Here is a 25247-nt window from a genome sequence, read left to right as displayed (position 1 = left end):
GTCCCACTGTACGAGGCATCTCCTTGAAACTTGAACAAGTCGGGCGTACGCTGTAGGGGAAAGCTTGAGACTTAAAGCACCTTCAGCGCCTTGAAGGGTGCGTCTCGCAGGGACCGAGTACCAGGAGTCGCCGTCATGTCCGCCGCACCGCAGGAGACGTCCACTGCCGGGCGGGAGCGCATGCCCGCCCTCTATCTCAGCCACGGCGCCCCGCCGCTCGCCGACGACCCCGTCTGGCCGGGCCAGCTCGCCGCCTGGTCGGCCGGGCTGCCGCGCCCCAGGGCGATCCTCATGGTCTCCGCCCACTGGGAGGAGGCCCCGCTCGCCCTCGGCGCCGTCGAGACCGTCCCCCTCGTCTACGACTTCTGGGGCTTCCCCGAGCACTACTACCGGGTCCGGTACGCCGCCCCCGGCGCGCCCGAGCTGGCCGAATCCGTCCGCAAGCTGCTGCGCGCCCCCGGCATCCCGGTCCAGGACATGCCCGACCGCGGCCTCGACCACGGCGCCTACGTGCCGCTCGTCGAGATGTTCCCGGACGCCGACATCCCCGTCCTGCAGATCTCCATGCCGACCCTCGACCCGGTCCGGCTGATGGACATCGGCCGCAGGCTCGCCCCGCTGCGCGACGAGGGCGTGCTGATCGTCGGCTCCGGCTTCTTCACCCACAACCTCGCCGCCCTGCGGCACACCGGGACCGGCGTGCCGACCTGGTCCGCCGAGTTCGACGACTGGGGCCGCCGGGCCCTGGAGGCCCGCGACTGGGACATCCTGCTGGACTTCCTCAAGAAGGCCCCGGCCGGGCGCTACGCCCACCCGCGCACCGAGCACTTCGCCCCGCTCTTCGTGACCATGGGCGCGGCCGAGGCGGGCGGCGAACTCGACGCGCAGAAGTCGGTGATCGACGGGTTCTGGATGGGACTGGCGAAGCGGTCGCTGCAGTTCGGGTGAGCGCGGGGGCGAGGGGCGCCTATCCGAGGGGGGCCCGCCCGAGGTCCTTCTCGTACCAGGCCACGTCCCAGTAGCGGCCGAACTTGCGGCCCACCTCCCGGTAGGTGCCGACGTGCCGGAAGCCGAAACGGGCGTGCAGCCGCCGCGAGGCCTCGTTCGGCTGCGCGATGCCCGCGTAGGCGCGGTGCAGGTCCTCACCGGCCAGCGCCTCGAAGAGGGCGCCGTAGAGCAGGCCGCCGACGCCGCGGCGGCCGGCGCCCGGGGCGACGTACACGGTGGTCTCCACGGAGGTGGAGTAGGCGGGCTTCGCGCGGTAAGGGCTGGATGTGGCGTACCCCAGAATCCGCTGTGAGTCCGCCGCCGTGGCAACCATCAGGCGGTACGGGCCGTCTTCCGGGTGGGAGAGCAGCCAAGGGCGGCGTTCTTCCGCGCTGAAGATGGCCGTGTCGAATGTGATCGCCGTCTCACGCACATAGTGGTTGTAGATCTCCGTGAGGGCATCGAGATCCCCCTCGACCCCCGGCCTGACCTGCACCTCTGTGTGTGTCGACGGCATTGCGCCTCCCCGTGTGGCCGACAGGGTACTGCATGATCAGAAAAATCGAGGGTCGGGTTGGGAATTCTGTCCGGATTCCAGTCGTTGTTTCCCACGGATGCAGGGCACTCGAGGAGAGTCCCAAGGAGTCAGATCCGCGAGACGAACCCGTTCGATGCCGAGCGTTCGAAGGACCACCCGCCAGCCCACCATCGCAAGGGAGCACGCATGGCAACCCGTGCCGTCGCCCGTCGTAAGTCCGCCACTGGCGAGACGGCCGACTCGGCAGGCAGTGTTCGCGCCCACGCCGGCGAGATCGCCGATCGCGACCTGGTCGGCATGTATCTCGACGAGATCGCGCGTACGCCGCTGCTCGACGCCGCCAAGGAGGTCGAGCTGTCCCAGACCATCGAGGCGGGTGTGTTCGCGCGGCAGGTCCTCGACGGCGAGGAGGAGTCGAAGTCGGACGCCACCTCCGAGGAGCTGCAGGCCCTGGTCGACGCCGGTGAGCGGGCCAAGGACGTCTTCATCCGCTCCAACCTCCGCCTGGTCGTGGCGGTGGCCCGGCGCTACCCGCGCAGCGGCCTGCCGCTGCTGGACCTGATCCAGGAGGGCAACGCCGGTCTGGTGCGCGCCGTCGAGAAGTTCGACTACCGCAAGGGCTTCAAGTTCTCGACGTACGCCACCTGGTGGATCCGCCAAGCCATCACCCGCTCGATAGCCGACCAGTCCCGCACGATCCGGCTCCCCGTCCACCTGGTGGAGGAGCTGGGCCGTATCCGCCGTGTCCAGCGCGAGTTCAACCGCGAGCACGGGCGCGAGCCGGAGCCCGCGGAGATCGCCGCCGAGCTGGGCTCGACGCCGGAGCGTGTGACCGACGTGCTCGACTGGTCCCGTGACCCGGTCTCCCTGAACATGCCGGTGGACGACGAGGGCGAGACCCAGTTCGGCGACCTGCTGGAGGACACCTCGGCGGTCTCCCCCGAGCAGTCGGTCCTCACGCTCCTGCGCAGCGAGGAACTGGACGACCTGATCGGCCGTCTGGACCAGCGCACGGCCTCCATCATCAAGATGCGGTACGGCATCGAGGACGGCCGCGAGCGCACGCTGACCGAGGTCGGCAAGGAGCACGGCCTGACCCGCGAACGCATCCGGCAGATCGAGAAGCACGCGCTGCTCGAACTGAAGAAGCTCGCCCGTGGCACAGGGTTCGACGCGGCGGCCTGACCGGCCGGCGTGCGACCGCGCACATCCGGTGGCGAAAGACGGCGCAAACATGGCGCGGTACCGTCGCTTCAACTCCCGGGCCCGAGGGAAAAACCATTGCGGGCCCAGGAGTTGGACTTGCACCACGGGGCCGCACTCCCAGCCGTAGCACCCACCCCACAGGTCGCACGGCGAGCACTGACCAGGTACTCGCCGAGTGAGCCACGTTCCGACGCCACCCCCCCCCGCGTCGGAACGTTCCCGAGCCGGGCCCCGGCGCCTACCCCCCCAGGCGCCGGGGTCCGGCCTCATGCTGGAACGGCGGGCCACCCCGTACCTGAACCCCGGGGTGGCCCGCTCGAATGGCAGATTCTGCCACACCGGCATAGCCTGCCGAGGTGAGCACCCCCCGCACCACCGGCAACACCGCCCACCAGCCTGTTTCCGCCACCGCCCCGATGTCCCTGACCGAACGCCGCAAGGCCGAGACGCGCATGGAGATCGCCCGCGCGGCGGCCGCGCTCTTCGTGCGCCGGGGCCTGCGCGCCACACGCGCGGAGGACATCGCCCAGGCGGCGGGGATCGCCCCGCGCACCTTCTACCGCTACTTCGCCTCCAAGGAAGAGGCGGTGGCGCCGCTGTACGCGGCGGGCGCGGAACTCTGCATCCAGGCGGTCCGCGAAGCGCCGCCCGGACTCTCCGTACCGGAGGCCCTCCGGCACGCGGTCGAGCACACTCTCAGCCCCGGCGTGGGCGTCTCGGCGGCCTCCTGGGAATGGGTGCGCACCCTGATCCGCCTGGCCGACGCGAGCCCCGCCCTCGGGAAGGTGTGGGCGGAGGTGTGCCGGACGTCCGAGGGCGCGCTCGCGGCAACCCTGGCGGAACGGCTGTCGCCCGTGGATCCGGACGGTCCGGTGGATCCGGACGGTCCCGCGGGTGCGGACGATTCCGCGGATCGCGCGGATCATGCGGATTCCGCCGAGGGCGACGTCGCCCGGTCGCCGGCGATCCCGCCGCACCTCCGTCTCACGGCGGCGGTGGCCGGGGCGGCGATCCGCGTGGCCGTCGAGTCCTGGGCCACCACCACCTCCCCGCCCACCGGCCCGGACGGCCCCGCGACCCTGGCCCTCCAGAACCTGACTGCCCTGGAGAACTACGCCTGGCCGGCGCCCCATTCGCCCTCCGATTCCTGACGGTTCCGCGGCCGACGATCCCGTCCGTAAGCGCGGGCACCCCGCAACCGCGGGACCCCGCAACCGCGGGCAGCGCAACGCCCCCCGCCCCAAGGCCCCCTACTCTCCCCCCGCCCCCGCCCGACTCAACCGGCCACCCAACTCCCGTACGCACGAGGCAAGTTCATCCGGTCCCCGAACCGCGAACTCGCCCCCCACCATCGCCAGCCGCACAGCCAGCCACTCCACCGGCTCCCCGCTCGTGCCCCGCAGCACGCACCCCCCGCCGCCATCCGCCTCCGGCACCCCGATCCACTCCGGCACCCGCGGGGCCACCTCCTCCACCGCCCCGGCGAACCGCACCTCGAACGCGTACGTGTCCTGCCCCCGCCGCCGGATCGACCGCCGCAGATACTCCGCCGCATCCCCCTCCGGCAACTCCCGCGGAGCGAACCGCACTCCGGTCGCGAAGGGCTCCCGCACCCGGTCCACCCGGAACGTCCGCCAGTCCTCGCGCCCCAGGTCGTACGCGACGAGGTACCACCGCCGGCCCGTCGAGACCAGCCGGTGCGGCTCCGTCAGCCGCCGCGACTCACCGCCCTCCTTGTCCCGGTAGGCGAACCGCAGCCGTTCCCGCCCCGCCACCGTCGACGCCATCACGGTCAGCGTCTCGGGTGCGATGCTCGCCCCGTCCCCGCTGGTCAGCGGCGTCGTCGCGGCCTGCAGCGTGGCCACCCGGTGGCGCAGCCGGGCCGGCAGCACCTGCTCCAGCTTCGCCAGCGCCCGCACCGAGGCCTCGTCCACCCCCTCCACCGCGTGCCCGGCCCCGGCGCGCAGCCCGACCGCGATCGCCACCGCCTCCTCGTCGTCCAGCACCAGCGGGGGCATGGCCTTACCCGCGACCAGCCGGTACCCGCCGTCGGAGCCCTTGGTGGCCTGGACCGGATAGCCCAGCTCCCGCAGCCGGTCGATGTCGCGCCGCACGGTGCGGCGGGAGACGCCGAGCCGTTCGGACAGTTCGCCGCCCGGCCACTCGCGCGGTGTCTGCAGGAGGGACAGGAGCTGGAGGAGCCGGGCCGGGGTGTCCGTCGTCATGCTGATCAGGATGCCGCAGATCTAGGACATGATCTGACCTATTGCGGTTCTAGCCTGGGCGCATGACCTCCACGGAACACACCCTCGGTGCCCGGCAGGACACGGCCCCACCGGCCGACCGCCGCCGCTGGTTCGCGCTCGCGATCGTGATGACGGCGGCCTTCATGGACCTCGTCGACGTCACGATCGTCAACATCGCGATCCCCTCGATCCAGGAGGACGCGGGCGCCTCGCTCGGCCAGATCCAGTGGATAACGGCGGGCTACGCGCTGGCCTTCGCGGCGGGCCTGATCACCGGCGGCCGGCTCGGTGACATCCACGGCCGCCGGCGGCTGTTCCTGCTCGGCATCGGCGGCTTCACCCTGGCCTCCGCCCTGTGCGGCTTCGCCGCCGGCCCGGAGATGCTGGTCGCCTCGCGCATCCTCCAGGGCGGCATGGCGGCCCTGATGGTGCCGCAGGTCCTGTCGATCGTGCACGCCACCTTCCCCGCCCATGAGCGCGGCAAGGTCTTCGGCCTGTTCGGCGCGATCGTCGGTCTCGGCGCGGTCTCCGGCCCGCTGCTCGGCGCCCTGCTGACCGAGTGGAACCTGTTCGGACTCCAGTGGCGGCCGATCTTCCTGATCAACCTGCCGGTCGGCGTCGTCGCCCTCTTCCTGGGCCGTCGCTTCATCACCGAGTCCCGGGCGCCGAAGGCGCTGAAGCTGGACCTCGTCGGTGTCTCCCTGGTGACGCTCGGCCTGCTGATGCTGCTCTACCCGCTGACCCGCGGCCGTGAGCTGGGCTGGCCGCTGTGGGGCTACGTGTGCATGGCCGGCGCGCTCGGTGTCTTCGCGGCGCTGGTGGCCTACGAGCGGCGCAAGGCGGCCCGCGACGGCTCGCCGCTGATCGAGCTGTCCCTGTTCCGGGTGAAGAGCTTCGCCGCCGGCATCGCCGTGCAGACCGTCTTCGGTGTCGCGCTCGGCATCTTCTTCCTGGTCTGGACGCTGTACATGCAGAGGGGCCTGGGCTGGAGCCCGCTGCGGGCGGGCCTGACCGGGGTGCCGTTCTCGCTCGCGGTGTCCACGGCGGCGGGGATGTCGGTGCAGAAGCTGGTCCCGCGGTTCGGCCGGAAGGTGCTGCGGGCGGGCGCGCTGGTCATGGCGGCGGGCGTGCTCCTCTACATCTGGGAGTCGCACCGCTACGGCCTCTCCATCGCCTCCTGGCAGATGGCGCTGCCGCTGGTCGTGATGGGCGCGGGCATGGGCCTGATCGTCGCCCCGCTGACCGACGCGGTGCTCTCGGAGGTGCCGCGTGAGCACGCCGGGTCGGCCTCCGGTCTGATCAACACCGTGCAGCAGATGGGCAACGCGCTCGGCCTCGGCCTGGTCTCGGTCGTCTTCTTCGGGGTGATCGGCGACCGGCTCACCCCCGCCCAGGTGGGCCCCGCCTTCGTGAACGGCTTCGAGCACGCCCTGTGGTGGGTCGCCGGGATCCTGGGTGCGATCTTCCTGCTGATGTCCGCCCTGCCGAAGCGTCCGGCGCAGCATGTGGAGGGGGCCGGCGCCGACGCCCCGGCGGCGGAGAAGGAGCCCGAGCTGGTGGCCTGAGCGGGGGCGGCGAGGGGAGGGCCCGGCACCGAGCAGGTGCCGGGCCCTTTGCCGTGCCCGGCCCCTCGGCCCGCCCTCCGTCCGCGGCCGGACGGAACCGGAAGTCCGTTCGTGCCCACTTGACGCCCGAACTTGTTTACTTTCCGGAATTCCGGGCGTAGCCTCGCAGTGAAACCACACGTTCGGGCATGAGGTGGAGGTAAACGGGCATGTACGCACCGGAGCGACAGCAGGAGATCCTCCGCCTCGCCCGCGACGGCGGCCGGGTGGACGTGCTGTCGCTGGCCGAGGAGTTCCAGGTGACGGCGGAGACGATCCGCCGCGACCTGAAGGCCCTCGACCGGGCCGGCCTGGTCCGCCGGGTGCACGGCGGAGCCATCCCCGTCGGCCGCCTCGACTTCGAGCCGGACCTGACCGAGCGCGAGTCGACCGCCGCCGACGAGAAGGACCGCATCGCCAAGGCGGCCCTCGCCGAGCTGCCCGCCGGGGGCACGCTGATCCTCGACGCCGGCACGACGGTGGCACGGCTGGCCGCGGCGATCCCGCTGGAGTCCGCCCTCACCGTCGTCACGCACAGCCTGCCCATCGCCGCCCGCCTTGCCGACCACCCCGGCATCCAGCTCCACCTGATCGGCGGGCGGGTACGGCACCGTACGCGGGCCGCCGTGGACGCCTGGGCGCTGCGCGCGTACGGCGAGATCCGCGCGGACGTCCTGTTCGTCGCCGCCAACGGCTTCTCCGCCGAGCACGGCCTGACCACCCCCGACCTCGCCGAGGCCGCCGTCAAGCGCGCGGCCGTCGCCGCCGCGCGCCGCGTGGTCCTCCTCGCCGACTCCGCCAAGCACGGCCAGGAGCACTTCGCCCGCTTCGGCGGCCTGAGCGACGTGGACCTGCTGATCACCGACAACGGGCTGAGCCGAGAAGACGCCGCCGTCATCGAGCGCGGCGGTACGGAAGTAGTGCGCGCATGATCCTCACCGTCACCCCCAACCCGTCCCTCGACCGCACCTACGAGGTCCCCTCCCTGGAGCGCGGCGAGGTCATCCGCGCCACCGGTGAGCGCATGGACCCCGGCGGCAAGGGTGTGAACGTCTCGCGCGCCGTGGCGGCCGCCGGACGGCGCACGGTCGCCGTCCTGCCCCTGGGCGGTGCGCCGGGCGCGCTGGTCGCCGAGCTGCTCGACGCCCAGGGCATCGAGGTCGCGCCGGTCCCGGTCGCAGGGGCCACCCGTTCCAACATCGCGCTGGCGGAGGCGGACGGGGTGCTGACGAAGATCAACGCACCGGGCCCGGACCTGTCGCCCGCCGAGCAGGAACTGCTCCTGGACACCGTCCGCGAGCAGTCCCGCGACGCCGACTGGATCGCGTGCTGCGGCAGCCTGCCGCGGGGGCTCGCGCCCTCCTGGTACGCGGATGTCGTCAGCCGGGCGCACGCCGGGGGCGCCCGCATCGCACTGGACACCTCGGGGCGTGCGCTGCAGGAGGCGCTGCGCGCCCGGCCCGACGTGGTGAAGCCCAACGCCGAGGAGCTCGCGGAAGCCGTCGCACGCCCCCTGGCGACCGTCGGCGACGCCCTGAAGGCCGCCGAGGAACTGCGCGGGATGGGCGCGGGCGCCGTACTCGCGAGCCTGGGCGCCGACGGGCAGCTACTGGTGGACGGCACCGGTGCCTGGTTCGGCAGCGCGCCGGTGGGCACCGTCCGCAGCAACGTGGGAGCCGGTGACTCCTCTCTCGCCGGTTTCCTGATCGCCGGCGGCAGCGGCCCCCGGGCCCTGGCCTCCGCCGTCGCCCACGGCGCCGCCGCCGTGCGGCTCCCGGGCAGCGCGATGCCGGGACCCGCCGATCTGGACCCCGCGGCGGTCACCGTCACGGCCGACATCCCCGTCGACCGCGAACTCAGGGAGCCGGTGTCATGACGTCCGGTACCCGCCCCGGCGGGCGGCACCTCGGCGGCAGCCCACGGCCCACCCGCCCGGACACCCCCGCACCCCCCGAGCCCGAACGGCGCGGCGCCCCGGCGCCCGTCGCGACCGGCTTCGGGAGGCAGGAACCACCCGGCCCCGGTTCCACCCACCCCGGAGCCTGCCCAGACCGCACCCCCGTCTCCACCCCCGTCCCCACCCCCGCCCACTGCGTCCCCCGGGCGATACGCGTGCATTGGAGCCCGCGATGAGCGACATGATCACCGCGGACCTGGTCGATCTCGACCTGTCCGCCGACAGCAAGGAAGCGGCGGCGCGCGCACTCGCCGAGCGCATGGTGGCCCTCGGCCGGGTGACCGACCTCGACGGCTTCCTCGCCGACGTGGCCGCCCGTGAGGCGCAGATGCCCACCGGCCTCGACGGTGGCATCGGCATCCCGCACTGCCGCAGCACCCACGTCACCGAGCCGACCCTCGCCTTCGGCCGCAGCGCCGGCGGCATCGACTTCGGCGCGGCGGACGGCCCCGCCGACCTGATCTTCCTGATCGCCGCCCCGGCCGGCGCCGACGACGCCCATCTGACGATCCTGTCGTCGCTGGCCCGGCAGCTGATGAACGCCGAGTTCACCGACGAGCTGCGGTCCGTGGGCGCCGCGGGCACGGCGGCGGCGCTCATCCGCGGGGAGGAGCCGCCGGCCGACGGCGCCCCCGAGGACACCGCCGCGGCGTCGGGGGCGGCCTCCGCCGACGCCGCGGCGGGCAGTACGACGGAGCCGTCGGACACGGGCGCACCGGCCCCGGCGGCCACCGCCGGACCCGGCTCCGGTCCCGCCGCCGACGCCGGTTCCGTCCCGGACGGGCGGCCCTTCCGCATCGTCGCCGTCACCTCCTGCCCGACCGGCATCGCCCACACCTACATGGCGGCCGAGTCGCTGGAGAACGCGGGCCGCGAGGCCGGCGCCGAGGTGTCCGTCGAGACGCAGGGCTCGGCCGGCTTCGCCCGGCTGGACCCGGAGGTGATCGCGGCGGCGGACGGCGTGATCTTCGCGCACGACGTCCCCGTACGGGACAAGGGCCGCTTCGCGGGCAAGCCGACCGTCGACGTCGGTGTGAAGGCGGGCATCAACCGGCCCGGCGAACTCATCACCGAGGTACGGGAGAAGGCCGCCCGCGGCGAGGTCACCGCGGCCGCCTCCGCGAGCACACCGGTCGAGCGGGCCGGTGACTCGCGCGAGGGCTACGGCACCAAGCTCCGCAAGTGGCTGATGAGCGGCGTCAGCTACATGGTCCCGTTCGTCGCCGCGGGCGGTCTGCTGATCGCCCTCGGCTTCGCGATCGGCGGCTACAAGATCAACAAGGCGCCCTCGGTGATGGACCACTTCGTGTGGACCCAGGCCGACAGCTGGGGCGCCCTGCTGTTCCAGATCGGCGGCGTGGCCTTCGCCTTCCTCGTCCCGGTCCTGGCCGGCTACATCGCGTACGGCATGGCGGACCGTCCAGGTCTCGTCCCCGGCTTCGTGGGCGGCTCCATCGCGCTGACGATCAACGCCGGCTTCCTCGGCGGACTCGCGGCCGGCCTGATCGCCGGTGGTGTGGTGATGGCGATCCAGCGGATCGGCATTCCGGCGGCGTTGCGCGGCATCATGCCGGTGGTGGTGATCCCGCTGATCTCCTCGGCGATCGTCGGGTTCCTGATGTTCGTCGTGATCGGCAAGCCCATCGCCTCCGCGCAGAAGGGCATGACCGACTGGCTGAACGGCCTCACCGGCACCAACGCCGTCCTGCTGGGCGGCCTGCTCGGCCTGATGATGTGCTTCGACCTGGGCGGTCCGGTGAACAAGGTGGCCTACACCTTCGCCACCGCCGGCATCGCGGTCGCCGACCCGAGCGACTCCGCCATGAAGATCATGGCCGCGGTGATGGCCGCCGGTATGGTCCCGCCGCTGGCGATGGCCCTGGCCACGACCGTGCGCGGCAGGCTCTTCACCCGGACCGAGCGTGAGAACGGCAAGGCGGCCTGGGTGCTGGGCGCCTCCTTCATCTCCGAGGGCGCGATCCCGTTCGCCGCGGCGGACCCGCTGCGGGTCATCCCGTCCGCCATGGTGGGCGGCGCAGTCACCGGCGCCCTGTCGATGACCTTCGGCGCCACCCTGCGCGCCCCGCACGGCGGCATCTTCGTGGTTCCGCTGATCGGCAACCCGTTCTTCTACCTGATCGCCATCGCGGCCGGCGTCCTGGTCACCGCGGCCCTGGTCGTCGTCCTCAAGGGCATGCGCCGCCCGGCACCCGGGACCACGTCCGACGACCCCGCCACCGGTCCCGCCACGGCGGCGCGTGGGACGAAGCAGGCGGTCGCCGCCTGACGGGGAGCCGCACCTCTTGTCCCTTTGATGCGCTGTGAGTTGTTCACGGCACCTGCGAGATACGTCACGGTCCGGGGCCAAAGTCCCGGACCGTGGTGTCTACTGGTGGGCATGCCTGAGCACGTCTCGACACTCCAGCTGACCGGCGCGGTCGTCCTCACCGCCGCGGGCGTCGTCTGGGCCGTCATCGTGATGCGCCTGCTGCGCCGCTTCCGTGTCGAGGCCGTCGCCGAACGGCGTCGGGCAGCCGCTCTCCCCGTGCTCCCGGCCCTCCCGGCTCTCTCCGCCCTTCCGGAACAGCCGCAGGCCGGACCCTCGCGGGAGACCGTCGAACTGACCCCGGAGGAACAGGACGCCTTCGCCGGCCTGGTACGGCAACTCGGCGGCCGCTGACGGTCGCAGGCGAGGCGAGGCGAGGACCGCCGGACCTCGGGCCTGTCGGGCCGGCGTACCTCGGGCCCTGTCGGTGCCGGTGGCCTCAGACCTGTCGTGCCGCCCGTCGCTCCATGGCGTCCCGGGCCGCGTCCTGGGACGTGTAGACCTCGCACATGTGCCGCCCGTCGGGGGTCGCCGTGTGCTCCACTTCCCACAGGGAGACCTCGCCGCCGTCCGGCAGCAGGAACGCGTGCTCGTACAGCGCGAAACTCAGCCCCGCCCGTCCGGCCCGCCCGGGCCGTCCGAACGCCTGGGTGATCTGGTGCGCGGACGCCGTCGCCAGCAGGGCCGCCACCTCCGCTCCCGGCCGGTCGGCGTTCTCCGCGCGGCGCAGCAGCCGGCGCGCGTGATCCGCCGTGTCGTCCGGGGCGTACACGTGCCGGGGCTCGGGTATCGCGGAAAGCTGCGTCACCACGGGGAGTTCGAAGTCCGGCGCGTCCGGCGGCAGCGCGAGCCGGCCGGTGGCGGTGTGCAGCTCCTCCTCGTCGACGTACACCTCGTGCTGCGCCTCACCGCCCGGCGTCGTGTTGTGCACCAGCTCCCACAGGGTCACCGCCGAGCCGTCGCCGAGCAGCCAGGTGTGCCGGTAGGTCTCCCGGTGCAGGCCCGCGCTGTGGTGGGCGGAGTGCAGGGAGCTGTCGTGCGCCAGGGCGCACTCGAGCAGCCGGAGCACCTCGTCGGGCAGCTCGAAGGAGTTCAGGGCACGGCCGAGGAGCCGCGCGAGGTGCTCCTCCGGAGACTCGGGCGACTCGGCTGGTTCGTACGCTGCCGTCTCGTACGGAACGCTCAAGGTTTCTCCCGGCGTTGCTGCATGTCACCTAGTGGGTGCATACCGTAGCCCCTCGGTCGGACATCATGTCCCCCGATCCGAGAAAACGTATATGGGGAAAACGCGAGAGCCGCGCGAAAAGTTCCCGCGCGGCCCCACGTGTCGTCAAAACCCGCCGGTCATCCGGCACTTCCCGCGGTCCAGTCGCTCCACGACAGGTTCCAGCCGTTGAGGCCGTTGTCCGGCGCCACCGTCTTGTCGGGGGAGTTCTTCACTATCACGACGTCCCCGACGAGCGAGTTGTCGTAGAACCACTTGGCCGTGGTGTCGCCCTGCGCGCCCTGCACGTCCGCGAGGCCCACGCAGCCGTGGCTGGTGCCCTCCCGGCCGAACGGCGGGTTGCCCTTGTTGTACCAGTAGTTGCCGTGGATGAACGTGCCCGACGAGGTCAGCCGCATCGCGTGCGGGACGTCCGAGATGTCGTACTCCCCGCCGAAGCCGACCGTGGAGCCGTTCATCCGGGTCTGCACGAACTTCTCGGAGATCACCATCTGACCGTTGTACGTGGTGTGCTGCGGGCTGCCCGCCGAGATCGGCAGCGTCTTGATCGTCCGGCCGTCCCGCACCACCGTCATGGTCTGGGTGCCGACGTCCACCGTGGAGACCTGCGAGCGCCCGACGGTGAAGGTCACGGTCTTCTTCTGCACGCCGTAGACGCCGTCGGCGCCCCGCACCCCGTCCAGGTCTATCTTCATCGTGACCTTGGAGCCGGCCTTCCAGTACTCCTGCGGCCGGAAGTCCAGCCTGCGGTCCCCGAACCAGTGCCCGACGACCTGCTGGCCGCTGCTGGAGGCGACCGTGATGTGCGACTGCACGGCCTTTCGGTCGCTGATCGACTTGTCGAAGGTGAAGGACACCGGCATGCCCGCACCGACCGTGGTGCCGTTGTCCGGCGTGTAGGTGCCGATGAAGCTGTTCGCCGAGGAGACGGTGGTGAAGATGGAGTTGGCCGCCGCGGTGCGCCCGTTCCCGTCCTTGGCGGTAGCCGCCAGGCGGTACTTCGTGCCGCGCTCGAGCTGCTGCTTCGGCTTCCAGGTGTGGCCGTCCGCCGAGATCGCCCCCGGCACCGCCTCGCCGGACCCCGACACGGTCATCTTCACGTCGGTCAGCCGGCCGTCGCTGACCTTGACGCCGGTGGAGTTGATGGACGCGCCGGTCGAGCCGTCCTTGGCCGAGATGACGATGTCGGCCGCGGACGTGGTGGCCGAGCCCTTGCCGTTCTTGCCGTCCTCGCCGGTGGCGCTGGCGTCGCCCCCGCAGGCCGTCAGGGTGAGGGCGCCGACCACCAGGGCGGCACAGGCCCCCAGTACGCGCCGCGTTGCGATGTCCGGCGTTGTCACGGGCTGCTCCCAGTTCATGTGATGTGCTTGATCCGCTCCAGTGCGTGGGAAAAGAGGCCCCCGGCGCCGGTGAGGTTCCCCGCCGGTGCCCGTTGACGTCGTCTGGTGACAGAACCGCGACAATCCGCATCCGGGAGTCACGCTCCCGGGGCCCCGCGGCCGGTACGGCCGCGCCCGTCACGCGCCCGGAGCCCGCCGCTCGCCGTACAACTCCCCGTACGACGGCCACACTCCACCCGGCCCCGAGAACGGTTCGGCGGCGCGCACGGCCCGGACGATCGCGCGCGTCACCAGATCCGCACCGGCCGCGAGGACGTCGTTCAGCTCCAGCGGATGCCCGCCGCCGAGCGGGCGGGCGCCGGTCGCCAGCGCGAACACCGTGTCGCCGTCGTGCAGCAGGTGCACCGGCCGCACGGCGCGCGCGATGCCGTCGTGCGCCGTGCCCGCCAGCTTCTGCGCCTGCGCCTTGCCGAGGTCCGCGTCGGTCGCGACCACCGCGAGCGTCGTGTTGAGCGGCGGGGGAGCGTTCCGCGCCGCCACCTCCTCCAGACGCCGGCGCGCGGCCTCGTGCACCCGCGCCTCCGGGTACTCCACCCGCCCCTCGAACAACTCACCGTAGAGCGCCCCCGTTCCGGGGTCCGCGACGGACCCCACGGAGTTCACGACCACCAGCGCGGCCACCGTCACCCCGGAGTCCAGGACCGTGCTCGCCGTGCCCACCCCGCCCCTCAGGCCGCCCGCCACCGCACCCGTACCGGCCCCGACGGACCCCTCCGGCACCCGGGCGCCCGGGGCGCTCGCCGCCGCGGCCTCCACCGCCGCGCGTCCCGTCACCGCGTCCGGGCGGGCGCGGAAGTTCCCGCCCCGGCCCAGGTCGAAGACGCACGCGGCGGGGACCACGGGCACCACGTGCGCCGGATCCGCCCCCACCGGAACGCCGCGCCCCCGCTCCTCCAGCCAGGCCATCACCCCGGACGCCGCGTCGAGCCCGTACGCGCTGCCACCGGTCAGCACCACGGCGTCCACCCGCTGCACCACGTTGCGCGGATCGAGGGCGTCGGTCTCCTTGGTGCCGGGGCCGCCGCCGCGCACGTCCACGGCGGCGACGGCACCCCCCTCGGGCGCGAGCACGACCGTGGTGCCGGTGAGCCAGCCGTCCCCGGTGCGGGAGGCGTGCCCCACCCGCAGCCCGGCGACATCCGTCAGAGCATCGACTGTCATGCGGGCCAGTGTGGCCCAACCGCCCGGACGGGAGGGCCGCGGCGGGGCCCGGGTGACGGGAGGTCAGGCGGCCGGGGCGCCCGCGCCCGAGCGCCGCGCGCGGGAGGTCCGGCGCGCCGTCAGGGTCGCCCCGGTCGCCACCGAGGCCGCCGACACCAGCCCCGTCGCGAGCACCGCCCACTCGCCCAGGAAGGTGCAGCAGATCACCAGCAGTGCTGTGACCGGAAGCACCAGTTGCTGGCGGATGCCGGACTTGAAGTGCCGCGAGTGCAGCGCCCACACGGTCAGCAGGTACAGCGCGGTCGGCAGGGTCACGGCCGCCGAGGCGGACAGCGTGGAGATGCGAGTCTTGCCGACCGTCTGCTCCACCGACACCTCCAGACCGGCGCCGATCGCGGCGGCTGAGGCGAAGATCAGGTAGTGGCCGTAGCCCCACAGGAACGCCTGGGTGTTGGACCGCAGATGGCCGTGGATGGGCACCACGAAGTAGATCCACCAGGCGGAGAAGACGATCAGCAGGCCGCCGGCCGCGATGGGCAGCAGCTCGCCCAGCGCGTCGTGCTCGTCCACCGCCGACTTCACGGCGACCGTGGCCGCCGCGATCGTCTCGCCGAGCACGATGATGGTGAACAGGCCGTACCGCTCGGCGATGTGATGCGCGTGCCAGGACGTCCCGTGGTCCTTCTCCGCGTAGACGGGCACGCACAGCTCCGCCACGGCCATCACCAGGAACACCCAGGGTCGGGCCGGTTCGGGCAGCAGCACGAGACCGAGCCAGCCGACCAGGCACAGGGACACACCGCCGGCGTATCTGAGCGCCGTGGTGCGCTCCGCGCCCTCGGCCGATCCGGCCGCTCTGAGCCACTGCGCGGCCATCGCCAGCCGCATGATCACGTAGCCGAGCCAGACCACCAGGTAGTCGTGGCGCTCGAACGCCGGGGCGACGCCCGCGGCCAGGACCAGCACACCGGCGATCTGCACCAGGGTGACGACCCGGTAGAGCGCGTCGTCGTTGTCGTACGCCGAGGCGAACCACGAGAAGTTCATCCACGCCCACCAGATGGCGAAGAAGACCATCGCGTAGTTCAGGATCCCGTCGGCCACGTGCCCCGCGGCCCCCGTGTGCACGAGCTGGGCGCCCGCCTGGGCGATGGCCACGACGAAACACAGATCGAAGAAGAGCTCCAGCGGTGAGGAGACCCGGTGGGCCTCGCCGCGCCCGCGCGCGGTGAGCCGCCGCAGGAGCCCCGGGGACTGCTGTGCGCCCGGCGAGGCGGGCGGCGGAGCGGAACTCGGCGTCATGTCTTCCAGGACAGCAGAAAACAAGGACGAAATCTTGTGAACGGATTCACGAGCCCGACGGGGCGGTGGGCCGGGGCCGTACCCTTGAGGCATGAGCACCGCCCCCGAACCCGAGCAGCGCGATCCCCAGTCCGAGCAGCGCGACCCCAAGGCCGCGCTGATCTTCGACGATCCGCTGAACAGGCAGAGTTCGGACGACACCGACCGCGGGTGGGGCGAGCGCCCGGACGGCGACAGCGCCGCCGACCTGAGGCGCTTCCTCGACGAGAAGCCGCCCCACCACATCTGATCCGCGGAGCGGAGCGGCGCCACCGCCCGGGGCGCCGGACGGAGTCCCACAGGCGGGTGAGCGGCCCGGCTCGGTACCGCTAGCGCTCGTCGTGGCCCGCCGTGCGCTGCGCGACCAGCGTGTCGCGGATCTCCTTGAGGACCGCCAGCTCGGTCACCTCGATGACCTCGTGCGTGCCCTCGCGCGCCTTCTTCCGGGCCTCCTGCCGCGCCAGGTACTTCGCCATCGGCAGCACCATCAGGAAGTAGACCACCGCGGCCGTGATCACGAAGCTGAGCGTGGCCCCGGCGACCGAGCCCCACATGATCGGCACACCGCTCTTCACCGACCCGTCCGCGTTCACCACGCACGGGGGGTCCTTCAGGCAGACGCTGTAGTGATCCAGGTTCTTCGTGCCGATGGCCCCCACCAGTGGGTTGATGAGCCCCTTCACCACCGAGTTGACGATGTTCGTGAACGCGGCGCCGATCACCACCGCGACGGCCAGGTCGATGACGTTCCCGCGCATCAGGAAGGCCTTGAAGCCCTGCCAGACGGTGGGTTCCTTCTTCTTGGTCACCTCGGGGGCACTCCTCACGTGCACAGGACGCGGAACGAAACGCTCCGCAACCTACGGCACGGTGGGGTCCCCATGTCCAATTCCGCAGCTTGTCCCTACGTCGGAAGAACCGACTTAAGGGGAAGAGGCGACTGAAGGCGTAATGGCCTGCGTGGTTCAGCACAGCGTCACCGCCAGCCGTGCCGTGGCGCCGGCGCCGACGAGCCCCGCCGCGGCGGCCCGCGGCACCGACAGCACGACCAGGGCCCCGCTGTCCGCCGCCCCCGCCAGGGGCTCGGGCACCCTCGTCACCCGCGCGCCGCGCACGAGCACCCGGGCGGCGCCGCCTGCCGACGCGTCCTCGGCGGCGATGACGTCGACCCGGTCGCCGGGCCGCAGCAGCCGCACCGTGGCGGCGTCGGCGATCCGCACCGGCGCCGTCACCAGGTCCGCCACCCGAGGGGCCCGCACGGGACGGGTGACCGGATGCCCGCGGGCCCGGTCGCCCCGGTGCGGTTCGTCCGTGGTCCGGGGTCCCGCCGCCACCAGCGCGGCCGCGGTCACGACGAGACCGGCCGCGAGGGCCCGCCCACGACGCCTCACCAGCCGCTCCAGCCCGTACCGCCCGCCGCGCACCCGTACCGGGGCGAAGGCCGGCACCTCACAGGTAGCCGGGGCGTCGGTGCCCAGCGGGCGGGGCAGCCGGACGGCCGGCGGGGCGGGCGATCGGGGGTGCGGGGGAGAGGGTGAGGAGGAAGGGGGGTACGCGGAAGAAGTGGGGTAGGGGGAGGCCAGAGCCATGGGAATCACCGCCGGCGACGAGGGGGATCGGCTTGCGGTCCCACGATGACGCCTTGGGCCGAACGCCGTCGGTGCCGGTGGACGGCCTGGGGATTGTGGACAACTCGCCCACTCGAAGGGGTGATCGCCGGTGTGCGCGGCGGCCCGCCGGCGATCACCTCTCACCTCACGGCAGGTCGAACCCCGGGTCCATCCCGCCCAGCGCGTTCACGCACAGGCAGTCCCGCGCCCCGGTCTCCGGCAGCGCCGCCACCGCGTCGAACAGCACGTCCCGCAGCCGGTCCACGTTGGCCGCGAACACCTCGAGCACCTCCTCGTGCGAGACGCCCTCACCGCTCTCGGCGCCCGCGTCCAGGTCGGTGACCAGCGTCAGCGACGTGTAGCAGAGCTCCAGTTCCCGGGCGAGCGCCGCCTCGGGGTGGCCGGTCATGCCCACCACCGACCAGCCCTGCGCCTGGTGCCACAGCGACTCGGCGCGGGTCGAGAAGCGCGGCCCCTCGACCACGACCAGCGTGCCACCGTCGACCGGCTCCCACTCCCGGCCGCGCGCCGCCTTGAGCGCGGCGGCCCGCCCGGCGGGGCAGTACGGGTCGGCCATGGACACGTGCACCACGTTGGGCACCGTGCCGTCGGGCAGCGGCAGCCCGTCGAAGAAGGTCTGCGTCCTGGACTTCGTACGGTCGACGAACTGGTCCGGCACGAGCAGGGTGCCCGGTCCGTACTCGGGGCGCAGCCCGCCCACCGCGCAGGGGCCGAGCACTTGGCGGACGCCGACCGAGCGCAGGGCCCAGAGGTTGGCGCGGTAGTTGATGCGGTGCGGCGGCAGATGGTGGCCGCGGCCGTGCCGGGGCAGGAAGGCGACCCGCCGGCCGGCCAGCTCACCGAGGAAGAGGGAGTGGCTGGGCTGCCCGTAGGGGGTGTCCACCCGGACCTCGGTCACGTCCTCGAGGAACGAGTAGAAGCCCGAGCCGCCGATTACGCCGATCTCTGCGTTCGCCATGACGAGCAGATTAGCTGCCCGGAACGCGGCGGTGGAGCCGGTGCCGGGGTACACCGAAGGCCCCGCCGTCGCAGGACGGCAGGGCCCGGGGAGCGGCGGTTCAGGCCGCGGAGGTGCTGGTGGAGCCGGACGACGACGTCGTCGAGGACGACGTGGACGAGGTCGAGGACGACTTCGTGTCGGACGAGGAGCCGGCCGACGACGAGGACGACTTCGACGCCGGGCTGCTGCTCGACGAGGAGCCGCGGGAATCGTTGCGGTAGAAGCCGGAGCCCTTGAAGACGATGCCGACCGCGGAGAACACCTTCTTCAGGCGGCCACTGCAGGCGGGGCACTCGGTCAGGGCGTCGTCGGTGAACTTCTGCACCGCCTCGAGGCCCTCGCCGCACTCGGTGCACTGGTACTGGTACGTCGGCACTGTCTTCCTCCTGGCACTCTCACTCGATGAGTGCTAACGACGATCCATAGTGACGTATTCCCGGGGTTCAGTCCACCGTGACGGGGACGCGGTGACCGACGCCACGTGCGACCGTGCGGCTCTGCGGCCGGACGGTGAGCCGTGAACGCAGGGCCGCCAGGGTGACCAGCGGGAGCACCGTACCGGCCATCGGCACCAGGAACCCGGCACCGTCCCACAGCCGGTCCTCCAGCTGCCCGGCGACCGTGACCGCCGCCGCCTGGCCGAGCGCGACGGCGCCGGTCAGCCAGGTGAACGCCTCGGTCCGGGCCTCGGCCGGGACCAGGCCCTCGACCAGCGTGTAGCCGGTGATCAGGGCCGGTGCGATGCACATGCCGACCAGCAGTCCGAGCCCGGCCAGCAGCGGCACCGAGTGCGCCGTCCACAGCGCCGAAGCGGTCAGCGCGAGCCCGGTGTAGCCGACGATGAGACGGCGCTGCGGCGTGACCTTCCAGGCGATCGCGCCGCAGACGATGCCGGAGAGCATGTTGCCCGCGGCGAAGACGCCGTACAGGACGCCGTTCAGTCCGGGCTCGCCGATCGACTCGGTGAACGCGGCCAGCGACACCTGCATACCGCCGAAGACCGCCCCGATGCCCAGGAACGTCACGATCAGCACGCGCACTCCGGGGACGCGCAGCGCGGAGTCGTGCCGCACACGCGCGTGCCCGGTCTCCGCGCTCACCGCCGGCTGCGTGCTCCTGCTCGCGGCGAACAGCAGGCCGCCGACAAGGGTCAGCGCGGCCTCGGTGACCAGACCCGCGGACGGGGTCACGGTGGTGCACAGCGCGGTCGCGAGCAGCGGCCCGAAGACGAAGGTCAGCTCGTCCGTGACGGACTCGAACGCCGCCGCGGTCGTCATCAGGGGCGAGCCCTGGAGCTTCACGCCCCAGCGCGCCCGCACCATGGGGCCGACCTGCGGCACCGAGGCGCCGGTCGGCACGGCCGCCACGAACAGCGCCCACAGGGGCGCGTGCGCCAGCGCGAGCGCCGTCAGGGTCAGACCCGACAGTGCGTGCACCAGGACACCGGGCACGAGGACGGCGCGCTGCCCGTAGCGGTCGGCGAGGCGGCCGCTGTAGGGGGCGAACAGCGCCATGGAGACGCCGGTGGCGGCCGCGGCGGCGCCGGCGGCACCGTACGAGCCGGTGGTGTGCTGCACCAGCAGCACGATGGAGATGGTGAGCATCGCGAACGGCTGGCGCGCCGCGAAGCCGGGGAGCAGGAACGTCCAGGCGCCGCGGGTGCGCAGCAGCTGTCCGTATCCGGGGCGGGGCGGCGCCGGCGAGGTCTTCTCCGGGTCGGAGGTGGAGACCGTGGATCCCACGGCCCGTGCCTTTCTGCCGCCTGGTAGCGCGGGCCCCGTACGGGTCCGGGCGCCGAGAGCTGTCCTCTTGCGCGGAACTGCGGTAGATACCGGTGCCCACGGTGAGTGGGGACGACCCGGCCGCCATACGGTCGCGCCAGCTCTGCGTCAGGCAGAGTTGGTTCGATCAGGGTGCGCCTTCATCGTACAGGGATCACCGCATCGCGGACCTGTGAAAACTAGCACCACCAGGGGGTGCCACCTGGGATTACGGGCGGTGTGAACGGTACGAAACCTCCACTTAACGGGAGCTGCCCGCCCCGGCCCCGTCCGTGCCCAGCCAGTCCGCCAGCTTGCCGCCCTGCGTGACCGCGCGCAGGCGCCGTTCCGCCGCGTCGCGCACGGGGTCGGTGGCGACCACGAGGAGCTCGTCCCCGTGCCGCAGCACCGTCGTGGGCAGCGGGACAAACGATTTTCCCTCGCGGACGACGAGCGTGACGGCGGCGCCCGGCGGCATCCGCAGCTCGTTGACCTCGACGCCGTGCATCCGGGAGCCCTCGGTGATCGTGAGGGACAGCAGATGGCCGCGCAGCCGCTCCAGGGGCGCCGACTCGATGCCGAGGTCGGAGGCCTCGCCCTGCTCGCCCAGCCGCAGCTTGCGCGCCAGCCAGGGCAGGGTCGGGCCCTGGAGGAGGGTGTAGACGACGACCAGTACGAAGACGATGTTGAAGATGCGGCGGCTGCCCCCGACACCCGTCACCATCGGAATGGTGGCCAGGATGATGGGAACGGCGCCGCGCAGCCCCGCCCACGACATCAGCGCCTGCTCCGACCACGGCACCCGGAACGGGGCCAGGCTGAGCACCACGCTCAGCGGCCGGGCCACCATGGTCAGCACCAGCCCGATGATCAGCGCCGGCCAGACGTCGTCGCCCAGTTCGTGCGGGGTGACGAGCAGGCCGAGCAGGACGAACATGCCGATCTGGGCGATCCAGCCGAGTCCCTCGGCGAAGCCGCGGGTGGCGGGCCAGTGCGGAAGCCGCGCGTTGCCCAGCATCATCGAGGCCAGGTAGACGGCGAGGAAGCCACTGCCGTGGGCGAGCGCCCCGGCCGCGTACGCCGTGACGGCGATGGCCATGACGGCGATCGGGTAGAGGCCGGAGGCGGGCAGCGCGACGTGCCGCAGGCCCCAGGAGCCGAACCAGCCCACCGCGAGGCCCAGGGCGGCGCCGATGGCAAGCTCCAGCGCGATCTCGCCCACCAGGACGTACCAGTGCTCGACCGGACCGGTCGCGGCGAAGGCGACGACCAGGATGACCACCGGGGCGTCGTTGAAGCCGGACTCCGCCTCCAGCGTGCCCGTCACGCGCGTGGGCAGCGGGATGCGCCGCAGCACCGAGAAGACCGCCGCCGCGTCCGTCGACGACACCACCGCGCCGATGATCAGCGCCGTCCGCCAGTCCAGCCCCACCAGGTAGTGCGCGCCCGCCGCCGTGACCCCGACGCTGATCCCGACTCCCACCAGGGCCAGCACGGTGGCCGACGCCAGAACCGGCCGGATCTCCTTCCACTTCGTGCCGAGACCGCCCTCGGCGAGGATCACGACCAGGGCCGCATACCCGATGACCTGGGTCAGCGCGGCGCTGTTGAAGCCCACGTGGCCGAGGCCGTCCTGGCCCATGACGACGCCGATGCCCAGGTAGACGAGCAGGCTGGGGAGCCCGCTGCGGGAGGAGATCCGGACGGCCGCGACGGCGACGAGGAGGACGACGGAGCAGACGAGCAGGAGCTGGTTGAGGTGGTGAACGTTCAGCGGCGGTTCCTCCCCTTGGTTCTCCGGTTACTTCGTTACCTTACCTAACTCTTGACGCTTTCTTGACGCTTGCCGAGGCAAGATCGAACGCCCGTGCGTGCTGGTTCCCGACTCCGCGTCAAGCGCGACAGGGCCCTGCGCCTATGGTTGCTCCAGCACTCCAGGACCGCCTGCCGCTCGCGTTAGGACAGCAAGGACAGCGATGCCCCCCAACACCACCGCCACAACGGGTGACACCGCCACGACGGGTGTCGCGCCCAGCACGACCGGGAGGAAGAAGGGGCGCAAAGCCCGGCTCCTCGTGCTGGTGCTCGTCCTGGCCATCATCGGCGGCATCGCCTACGGGTCGTACTGGTCGATCAGCACGGTCCGGGCCTCCTTCCCGCAGACCAAGGGCTCGATCACGCTCGACGGCCTGTCGGGTCCCGTCGACGTCGAACGCGACGGCAACGGCATCCCGCAGGTCTACGCCTCCTCAGACGAGGACCTGTTCATGGCGCAGGGCTACGTCCAGGCGCAGGACCGGTTCTACGAGATGGATGTGCGCCGCCACCTGACCTCCGGGCGCCTGTCGGAGATGTTCGGCAAGAGCCAGGTCAAGAACGACGAGTTCCTGCGCACGCTCGGCTGGGACCGGATCGCGAAGCAGGAGTACGACACCAAGCTGTCGGCCCCCACGAAGAAGTACCTCCAGGCCTACGCCAAGGGCGTCAACGCCTACCTGAAGGGCAAGGACGGCGCGGAGATCTCCCTCGAGTACGCCGCCCTGGGCTTCACCAACGACTACAAGCCCGTCGAGTGGACCCCGGTCGACTCCGTCTCCTGGCTGAAGGCCATGGCCTGGGACCTGCGCGGCAACATGCAGGACGAGATCGACCGCGCCCTGATGACCAGCCGCCTGGACCCGCAGCAGATCGCGGACCTCTACCCGGAGTACCCCTACGGCCGCAACAAGCCGATCGTGCAGGAGGGGCAGTACAGCGAGCTGTCCAGGACCTTCCAGCAGAACGGCGCCGCGAGCGGCTCGCAGGGCACGGCGGGCACGACCGGTTCGCAGGGCACGACGGGCACCGGCACCGGCACGGGCACCGGCACCGGCACCCGGAGCGCCACCGGCTCGGCCCTCACCAGCCAGCTCGCGGGCCTCTACAAGGTCCTCGACGACGTCCCCGCCGCCGTCGGCGTGAACGGCCAGGGCATCGGCTCCAACTCCTGGGTGGTCTCCGGGAAGTACACGATCACCAAGAAGCCGCTGCTCGCCAACGACCCGCACCTGTCGGCGTCGCTGCCGTCCGTCTGGTACCAGATGGGCCTGCACTGCCGGAGCGTCTCCGCCAGGTGCCAGTACGACGTCAGCGGCTACACGTTCGCCGGGATGCCCGGTGTGATCATCGGCCACAACGCGGACATCGCCTGGGGCATGACCAACTCCGGTGTCGACGTCAGCGACCTGTACCTGGAGAAGCTCTCCGGCGAGGGCTACCTGTACGACGGCAAGGTGCGGCCCTTCAAGACCCGCGAGGAGACCATCGAGGTCGCCGGCGGGGACGCCAAGAAGATCGTCGTCCGCCAGACCGCCGACGGCATGCCCCTGCTGTCCGACCGCGACGACGAACTCGTCCAGGTCGGCCGGCGGGCCACCGTCAACACCGCCGCCCCCGACCGCGGCGACGGCTACGGCATCGCCCTGCGGTGGACCGCGCTCGACCCGGGCACCTCGATGGACGCCGTGTTCGCCCTCGACAAGGCGGCCGGCTGGAGCGACTTCCGGTCGGCGGCCGCCCTGTTCGACGTGCCCTCGCAGAACCTGGTCTACGCCGACACCAAGAACCACATCGGCTACACGCTGCCCGGGAAGATCCCCACCCGCTCCTCGGCCGCCGACGGCTCCGTCCCGGTGCCCGGCTGGGACGCCAAGTACCGCTGGACCGGGTTCATCAAGGACGACGAGCTGCCCTACGAGTACGACCCCGAGCGCGGCTACATCGTCACCGCCAACCAGGCCGTGGTCGACAAGGACAAGTACCCCTACACGCTGACCGGCGACTGGGGTTACGGCACCCGCAGCCAGCGCATCACCGACCTGATCGAGTCAAAGATCAAGGACGGCGGCAAGATCTCCACCGACGACATGCGGCAGATGCAGATGGACAACAGCAGCGAGATCGCCAAGCTGCTGGTGCCCAAGCTGCTGAAGATCAACCTGGACGACAAGTCCGTCCGTGACGCCCAGAAGCTGCTGGAGGGCTGGGACTACACCCAGGACGCCGACTCCGCGGCCGCCGCCTACTTCAACGCGGTCTGGCGCAACGTCCTCAAGCTCGCCTTCGGCAACAAGCTCCCCAAGGAGCTGCGCGTCAAGGGCCAGTGCCTGTGGGTCGACAAGACCGACAGCACCGGGCCGGTCGACGACGACGGCAAGGTGCGCGAGTGCGGTGAGCGCGACGCCGACCAGGCGCAGCCGGACGGCGGCGACCGCTGGTTCGAGGTCGTGCGCAAGCTGATGGACAAGCCGGACAGCGACTGGTGGAAGACGCCCGAGCGGGGCACGCGCCCCGCGGCGACCGACCGTGACTCGCTGTTCGCCCGCGCCATGATCGACGCCCGCTGGGAGCTGACCTCCAAGCTCGGCAAGGACATCGACACCTGGAGCTGGGGCCGGCTGCACCGCCTGTTCCTGAAGAACCAGACGCTCGGCACCGGGGGCCCCAAGGCCCTGCAGTACGTCCTCAACCGCGGCCCCTGGAAGCTCAGCGGCGGCGAGGCCACCGTCAACGCCTCCGGCTGGAACGCCGCCGGCGGCTACAACGTCGTGTGGGTGCCGTCCATGCGGATGGTGGTCAACCTCGCCGACCTCGACAAGTCCAAGTGGATCAACCTGACCGGTGCCTCCGGGCACGCCTTCAGCGCCCACTACACGGACCAGACGGGCAAGTGGGCCAAGGGCGAACTGCTGCCCTGGGCCTTCTCCGAGGGGGCGGTCGGCAAGAGCACGAGCGACACCCTCGTGCTCAGGCCGTGAGCCGCTGACGCACATACGCCGGACGGCCCTCCACGCGCGCGTGGAGGGCCGGGCCGGCGATTGGGGGCC

At 72.0% G+C, this 25247-nt stretch carries 22 protein-coding genes; 10 read left to right on the top strand and 12 right to left on the bottom strand.

Going from position 1 to position 25247, the window contains the following annotated elements; translation table 11 throughout:
- The first annotated feature begins 135 nt into the window (after positions 1-135).
- Entirely contained in the window at positions 136-948 is an 813-nt protein-coding gene (locus ABZ478_RS13405) for a class III extradiol ring-cleavage dioxygenase (protein ID WP_359548418.1), read from the top strand.
- Between the two features lie 19 nt (positions 949-967).
- On the opposite strand, the gene ABZ478_RS13400 is transcribed toward ABZ478_RS13405, so the two are convergent.
- Positions 968-1504, bottom strand: a complete 537-nt coding sequence (locus tag ABZ478_RS13400; protein WP_359548416.1) for an N-acetyltransferase family protein — start codon at positions 1502-1504, stop codon at positions 968-970.
- Positions 1505-1711: 207 nt separating this feature from the next.
- Between ABZ478_RS13400 and ABZ478_RS13395 the strand changes: the two genes are divergently transcribed.
- Positions 1712-2710, top strand: coding sequence for a sigma-70 family RNA polymerase sigma factor (locus ABZ478_RS13395; protein WP_358928627.1), 999 nt, complete (start codon positions 1712-1714; stop codon positions 2708-2710).
- Between the two features lie 473 nt (positions 2711-3183).
- Positions 3184-3882 (top strand): TetR family transcriptional regulator, encoded by a 699-nt coding sequence (locus ABZ478_RS13390; RefSeq protein WP_359548969.1) that lies wholly within the window; start codon positions 3184-3186, stop codon positions 3880-3882.
- A gap of 99 nt (positions 3883-3981) precedes the next feature.
- On the opposite strand, the gene ABZ478_RS13385 is transcribed toward ABZ478_RS13390, so the two are convergent.
- Complete coding sequence (locus tag ABZ478_RS13385) at positions 3982-4956, bottom strand: YafY family protein (RefSeq protein WP_359548414.1); 975 nt, start codon at positions 4954-4956, stop codon at positions 3982-3984.
- 62 nt (positions 4957-5018) lie between these two features.
- Between ABZ478_RS13385 and ABZ478_RS13380 the strand changes: the two genes are divergently transcribed.
- The 5 genes from ABZ478_RS13380 (at position 5019) to ABZ478_RS13360 (ending at position 11218) form a co-directional block, all read left to right on the top strand.
- Entirely contained in the window at positions 5019-6542 is a 1524-nt protein-coding gene (locus ABZ478_RS13380) for an MFS transporter (RefSeq protein WP_359548412.1), read from the top strand.
- A gap of 209 nt (positions 6543-6751) precedes the next feature.
- On the top strand, positions 6752-7513 hold the full coding sequence (locus ABZ478_RS13375) for a DeoR/GlpR family DNA-binding transcription regulator (protein ID WP_359548409.1): 762 nt from the start codon (positions 6752-6754) through the stop codon (positions 7511-7513).
- Positions 7510-8457 (top strand): 1-phosphofructokinase, encoded by a 948-nt coding sequence (gene pfkB, locus ABZ478_RS13370; RefSeq protein ID WP_359548406.1) that lies wholly within the window; start codon positions 7510-7512, stop codon positions 8455-8457. Before ABZ478_RS13375 ends, pfkB begins: the two co-directional genes overlap by 4 nt.
- Before the next feature lie 253 nt (positions 8458-8710).
- A complete protein-coding gene (locus ABZ478_RS13365) occupies positions 8711-10825 on the top strand; it encodes a fructose-specific PTS transporter subunit EIIC (protein ID WP_359548405.1) in 2115 nt (704 codons plus the stop codon).
- A gap of 111 nt (positions 10826-10936) precedes the next feature.
- Positions 10937-11218 carry a hypothetical protein gene (locus tag ABZ478_RS13360; RefSeq protein WP_359548402.1) on the top strand — a complete coding sequence of 94 codons (282 nt, stop codon included), beginning with the start codon at positions 10937-10939 and terminating at the stop codon, positions 11216-11218.
- Between the two features lie 85 nt (positions 11219-11303).
- On the opposite strand, the gene ABZ478_RS13355 is transcribed toward ABZ478_RS13360, so the two are convergent.
- From ABZ478_RS13355 to ABZ478_RS13340, 4 genes are all read right to left on the bottom strand, one after another.
- Entirely contained in the window at positions 11304-12050 is a 747-nt protein-coding gene (locus ABZ478_RS13355; protein ID WP_359548400.1) for a DUF6227 family protein, read from the bottom strand.
- Positions 12051-12208: 158 nt separating this feature from the next.
- Entirely contained in the window at positions 12209-13429 is a 1221-nt protein-coding gene (locus ABZ478_RS13350; protein WP_359548398.1) for an Ig-like domain-containing protein, read from the bottom strand.
- A 177-nt stretch (positions 13430-13606) separates the two neighbouring features.
- Positions 13607-14650, bottom strand: coding sequence for a P1 family peptidase (locus ABZ478_RS13345; protein WP_359548395.1), 1044 nt, complete (start codon positions 14648-14650; stop codon positions 13607-13609).
- A 63-nt stretch (positions 14651-14713) separates the two neighbouring features.
- Positions 14714-15952, bottom strand: coding sequence for a low temperature requirement protein A (locus ABZ478_RS13340; RefSeq protein WP_359548392.1), 1239 nt, complete (start codon positions 15950-15952; stop codon positions 14714-14716).
- 91 nt (positions 15953-16043) lie between these two features.
- Between ABZ478_RS13340 and ABZ478_RS13335 the strand changes: the two genes are divergently transcribed.
- A complete protein-coding gene (locus ABZ478_RS13335; protein ID WP_359548389.1) occupies positions 16044-16241 on the top strand; it encodes a hypothetical protein in 198 nt (65 codons plus the stop codon).
- Positions 16242-16320: 79 nt separating this feature from the next.
- Here the strand turns inward: ABZ478_RS13335 and mscL are convergent, their stop codons facing one another.
- From mscL to ABZ478_RS13305, 6 genes are all read right to left on the bottom strand, one after another.
- Positions 16321-16800 carry a large conductance mechanosensitive channel protein MscL gene (gene mscL, locus ABZ478_RS13330; RefSeq protein WP_359548386.1) on the bottom strand — a complete coding sequence of 160 codons (480 nt, stop codon included), beginning with the start codon at positions 16798-16800 and terminating at the stop codon, positions 16321-16323.
- 156 nt (positions 16801-16956) lie between these two features.
- Complete coding sequence (locus ABZ478_RS13325; protein WP_359548384.1) at positions 16957-17580, bottom strand: hypothetical protein; 624 nt, start codon at positions 17578-17580, stop codon at positions 16957-16959.
- Positions 17581-17746: 166 nt separating this feature from the next.
- Positions 17747-18580, bottom strand: coding sequence for an S-methyl-5'-thioadenosine phosphorylase (locus ABZ478_RS13320; RefSeq protein WP_359548381.1), 834 nt, complete (start codon positions 18578-18580; stop codon positions 17747-17749).
- Between the two features lie 100 nt (positions 18581-18680).
- Positions 18681-18998: an FmdB family zinc ribbon protein gene (locus ABZ478_RS13315; RefSeq protein ID WP_359548379.1), complete on the bottom strand. Its 318-nt coding sequence runs from the start codon at positions 18996-18998 to the stop codon at positions 18681-18683.
- A gap of 67 nt (positions 18999-19065) precedes the next feature.
- Positions 19066-20364: an MFS transporter gene (locus tag ABZ478_RS13310; protein ID WP_359548376.1), complete on the bottom strand. Its 1299-nt coding sequence runs from the start codon at positions 20362-20364 to the stop codon at positions 19066-19068.
- A 280-nt stretch (positions 20365-20644) separates the two neighbouring features.
- Positions 20645-22156: a potassium/proton antiporter gene (locus ABZ478_RS13305; RefSeq protein WP_359548967.1), complete on the bottom strand. Its 1512-nt coding sequence runs from the start codon at positions 22154-22156 to the stop codon at positions 20645-20647.
- A gap of 202 nt (positions 22157-22358) precedes the next feature.
- Here ABZ478_RS13305 and ABZ478_RS13300 point away from each other — a divergent pair, with 202 nt between their 5' ends.
- Positions 22359-25178: a penicillin acylase family protein gene (locus ABZ478_RS13300; RefSeq protein WP_359548374.1), complete on the top strand. Its 2820-nt coding sequence runs from the start codon at positions 22359-22361 to the stop codon at positions 25176-25178.
- Positions 25179-25247: the final 69 nt, after the last annotated feature.

Source organism: Streptomyces sp. NPDC005706 (genome assembly GCF_040631045.1).
GTDB lineage: Bacteria > Actinomycetota > Actinomycetes > Streptomycetales > Streptomycetaceae > Streptomyces.
The sequence above is the reverse complement of the archived record's forward strand: the minus strand, read 5'-3'. Positions and strand labels throughout refer to the sequence as shown.

Coding starts and splice junctions, on each gene's coding strand:
- ABZ478_RS13405 (WP_359548418.1), top strand. CDS start 136: ATGTCCGCCGCACCGCAGGAGACGTCCACTGCCGGGCGGGAGCGCATG.
- ABZ478_RS13400 (WP_359548416.1), bottom strand. CDS start 1,504: ATGCCGTCGACACACACAGAGGTGCAGGTCAGGCCGGGGGTCGAGGGG.
- ABZ478_RS13395 (WP_358928627.1), top strand. CDS start 1,712: ATGGCAACCCGTGCCGTCGCCCGTCGTAAGTCCGCCACTGGCGAGACG.
- ABZ478_RS13390 (WP_359548969.1), top strand. CDS start 3,184: ATGGAGATCGCCCGCGCGGCGGCCGCGCTCTTCGTGCGCCGGGGCCTG.
- ABZ478_RS13385 (WP_359548414.1), bottom strand. CDS start 4,956: ATGACGACGGACACCCCGGCCCGGCTCCTCCAGCTCCTGTCCCTCCTG.
- ABZ478_RS13380 (WP_359548412.1), top strand. CDS start 5,019: ATGACCTCCACGGAACACACCCTCGGTGCCCGGCAGGACACGGCCCCA.
- ABZ478_RS13375 (WP_359548409.1), top strand. CDS start 6,752: ATGTACGCACCGGAGCGACAGCAGGAGATCCTCCGCCTCGCCCGCGAC.
- pfkB (WP_359548406.1), top strand. CDS start 7,510: ATGATCCTCACCGTCACCCCCAACCCGTCCCTCGACCGCACCTACGAG.
- ABZ478_RS13365 (WP_359548405.1), top strand. CDS start 8,711: ATGAGCGACATGATCACCGCGGACCTGGTCGATCTCGACCTGTCCGCC.
- ABZ478_RS13360 (WP_359548402.1), top strand. CDS start 10,937: ATGCCTGAGCACGTCTCGACACTCCAGCTGACCGGCGCGGTCGTCCTC.
- ABZ478_RS13345 (WP_359548395.1), bottom strand. CDS start 14,650: ATGACAGTCGATGCTCTGACGGATGTCGCCGGGCTGCGGGTGGGGCAC.
- ABZ478_RS13340 (WP_359548392.1), bottom strand. CDS start 15,952: ATGACGCCGAGTTCCGCTCCGCCGCCCGCCTCGCCGGGCGCACAGCAG.
- ABZ478_RS13335 (WP_359548389.1), top strand. CDS start 16,044: ATGAGCACCGCCCCCGAACCCGAGCAGCGCGATCCCCAGTCCGAGCAG.
- ABZ478_RS13325 (WP_359548384.1), bottom strand. CDS start 17,580: ATGGCTCTGGCCTCCCCCTACCCCACTTCTTCCGCGTACCCCCCTTCC.
- ABZ478_RS13320 (WP_359548381.1), bottom strand. CDS start 18,580: ATGGCGAACGCAGAGATCGGCGTAATCGGCGGCTCGGGCTTCTACTCG.
- ABZ478_RS13300 (WP_359548374.1), top strand. CDS start 22,359: ATGCCCCCCAACACCACCGCCACAACGGGTGACACCGCCACGACGGGT.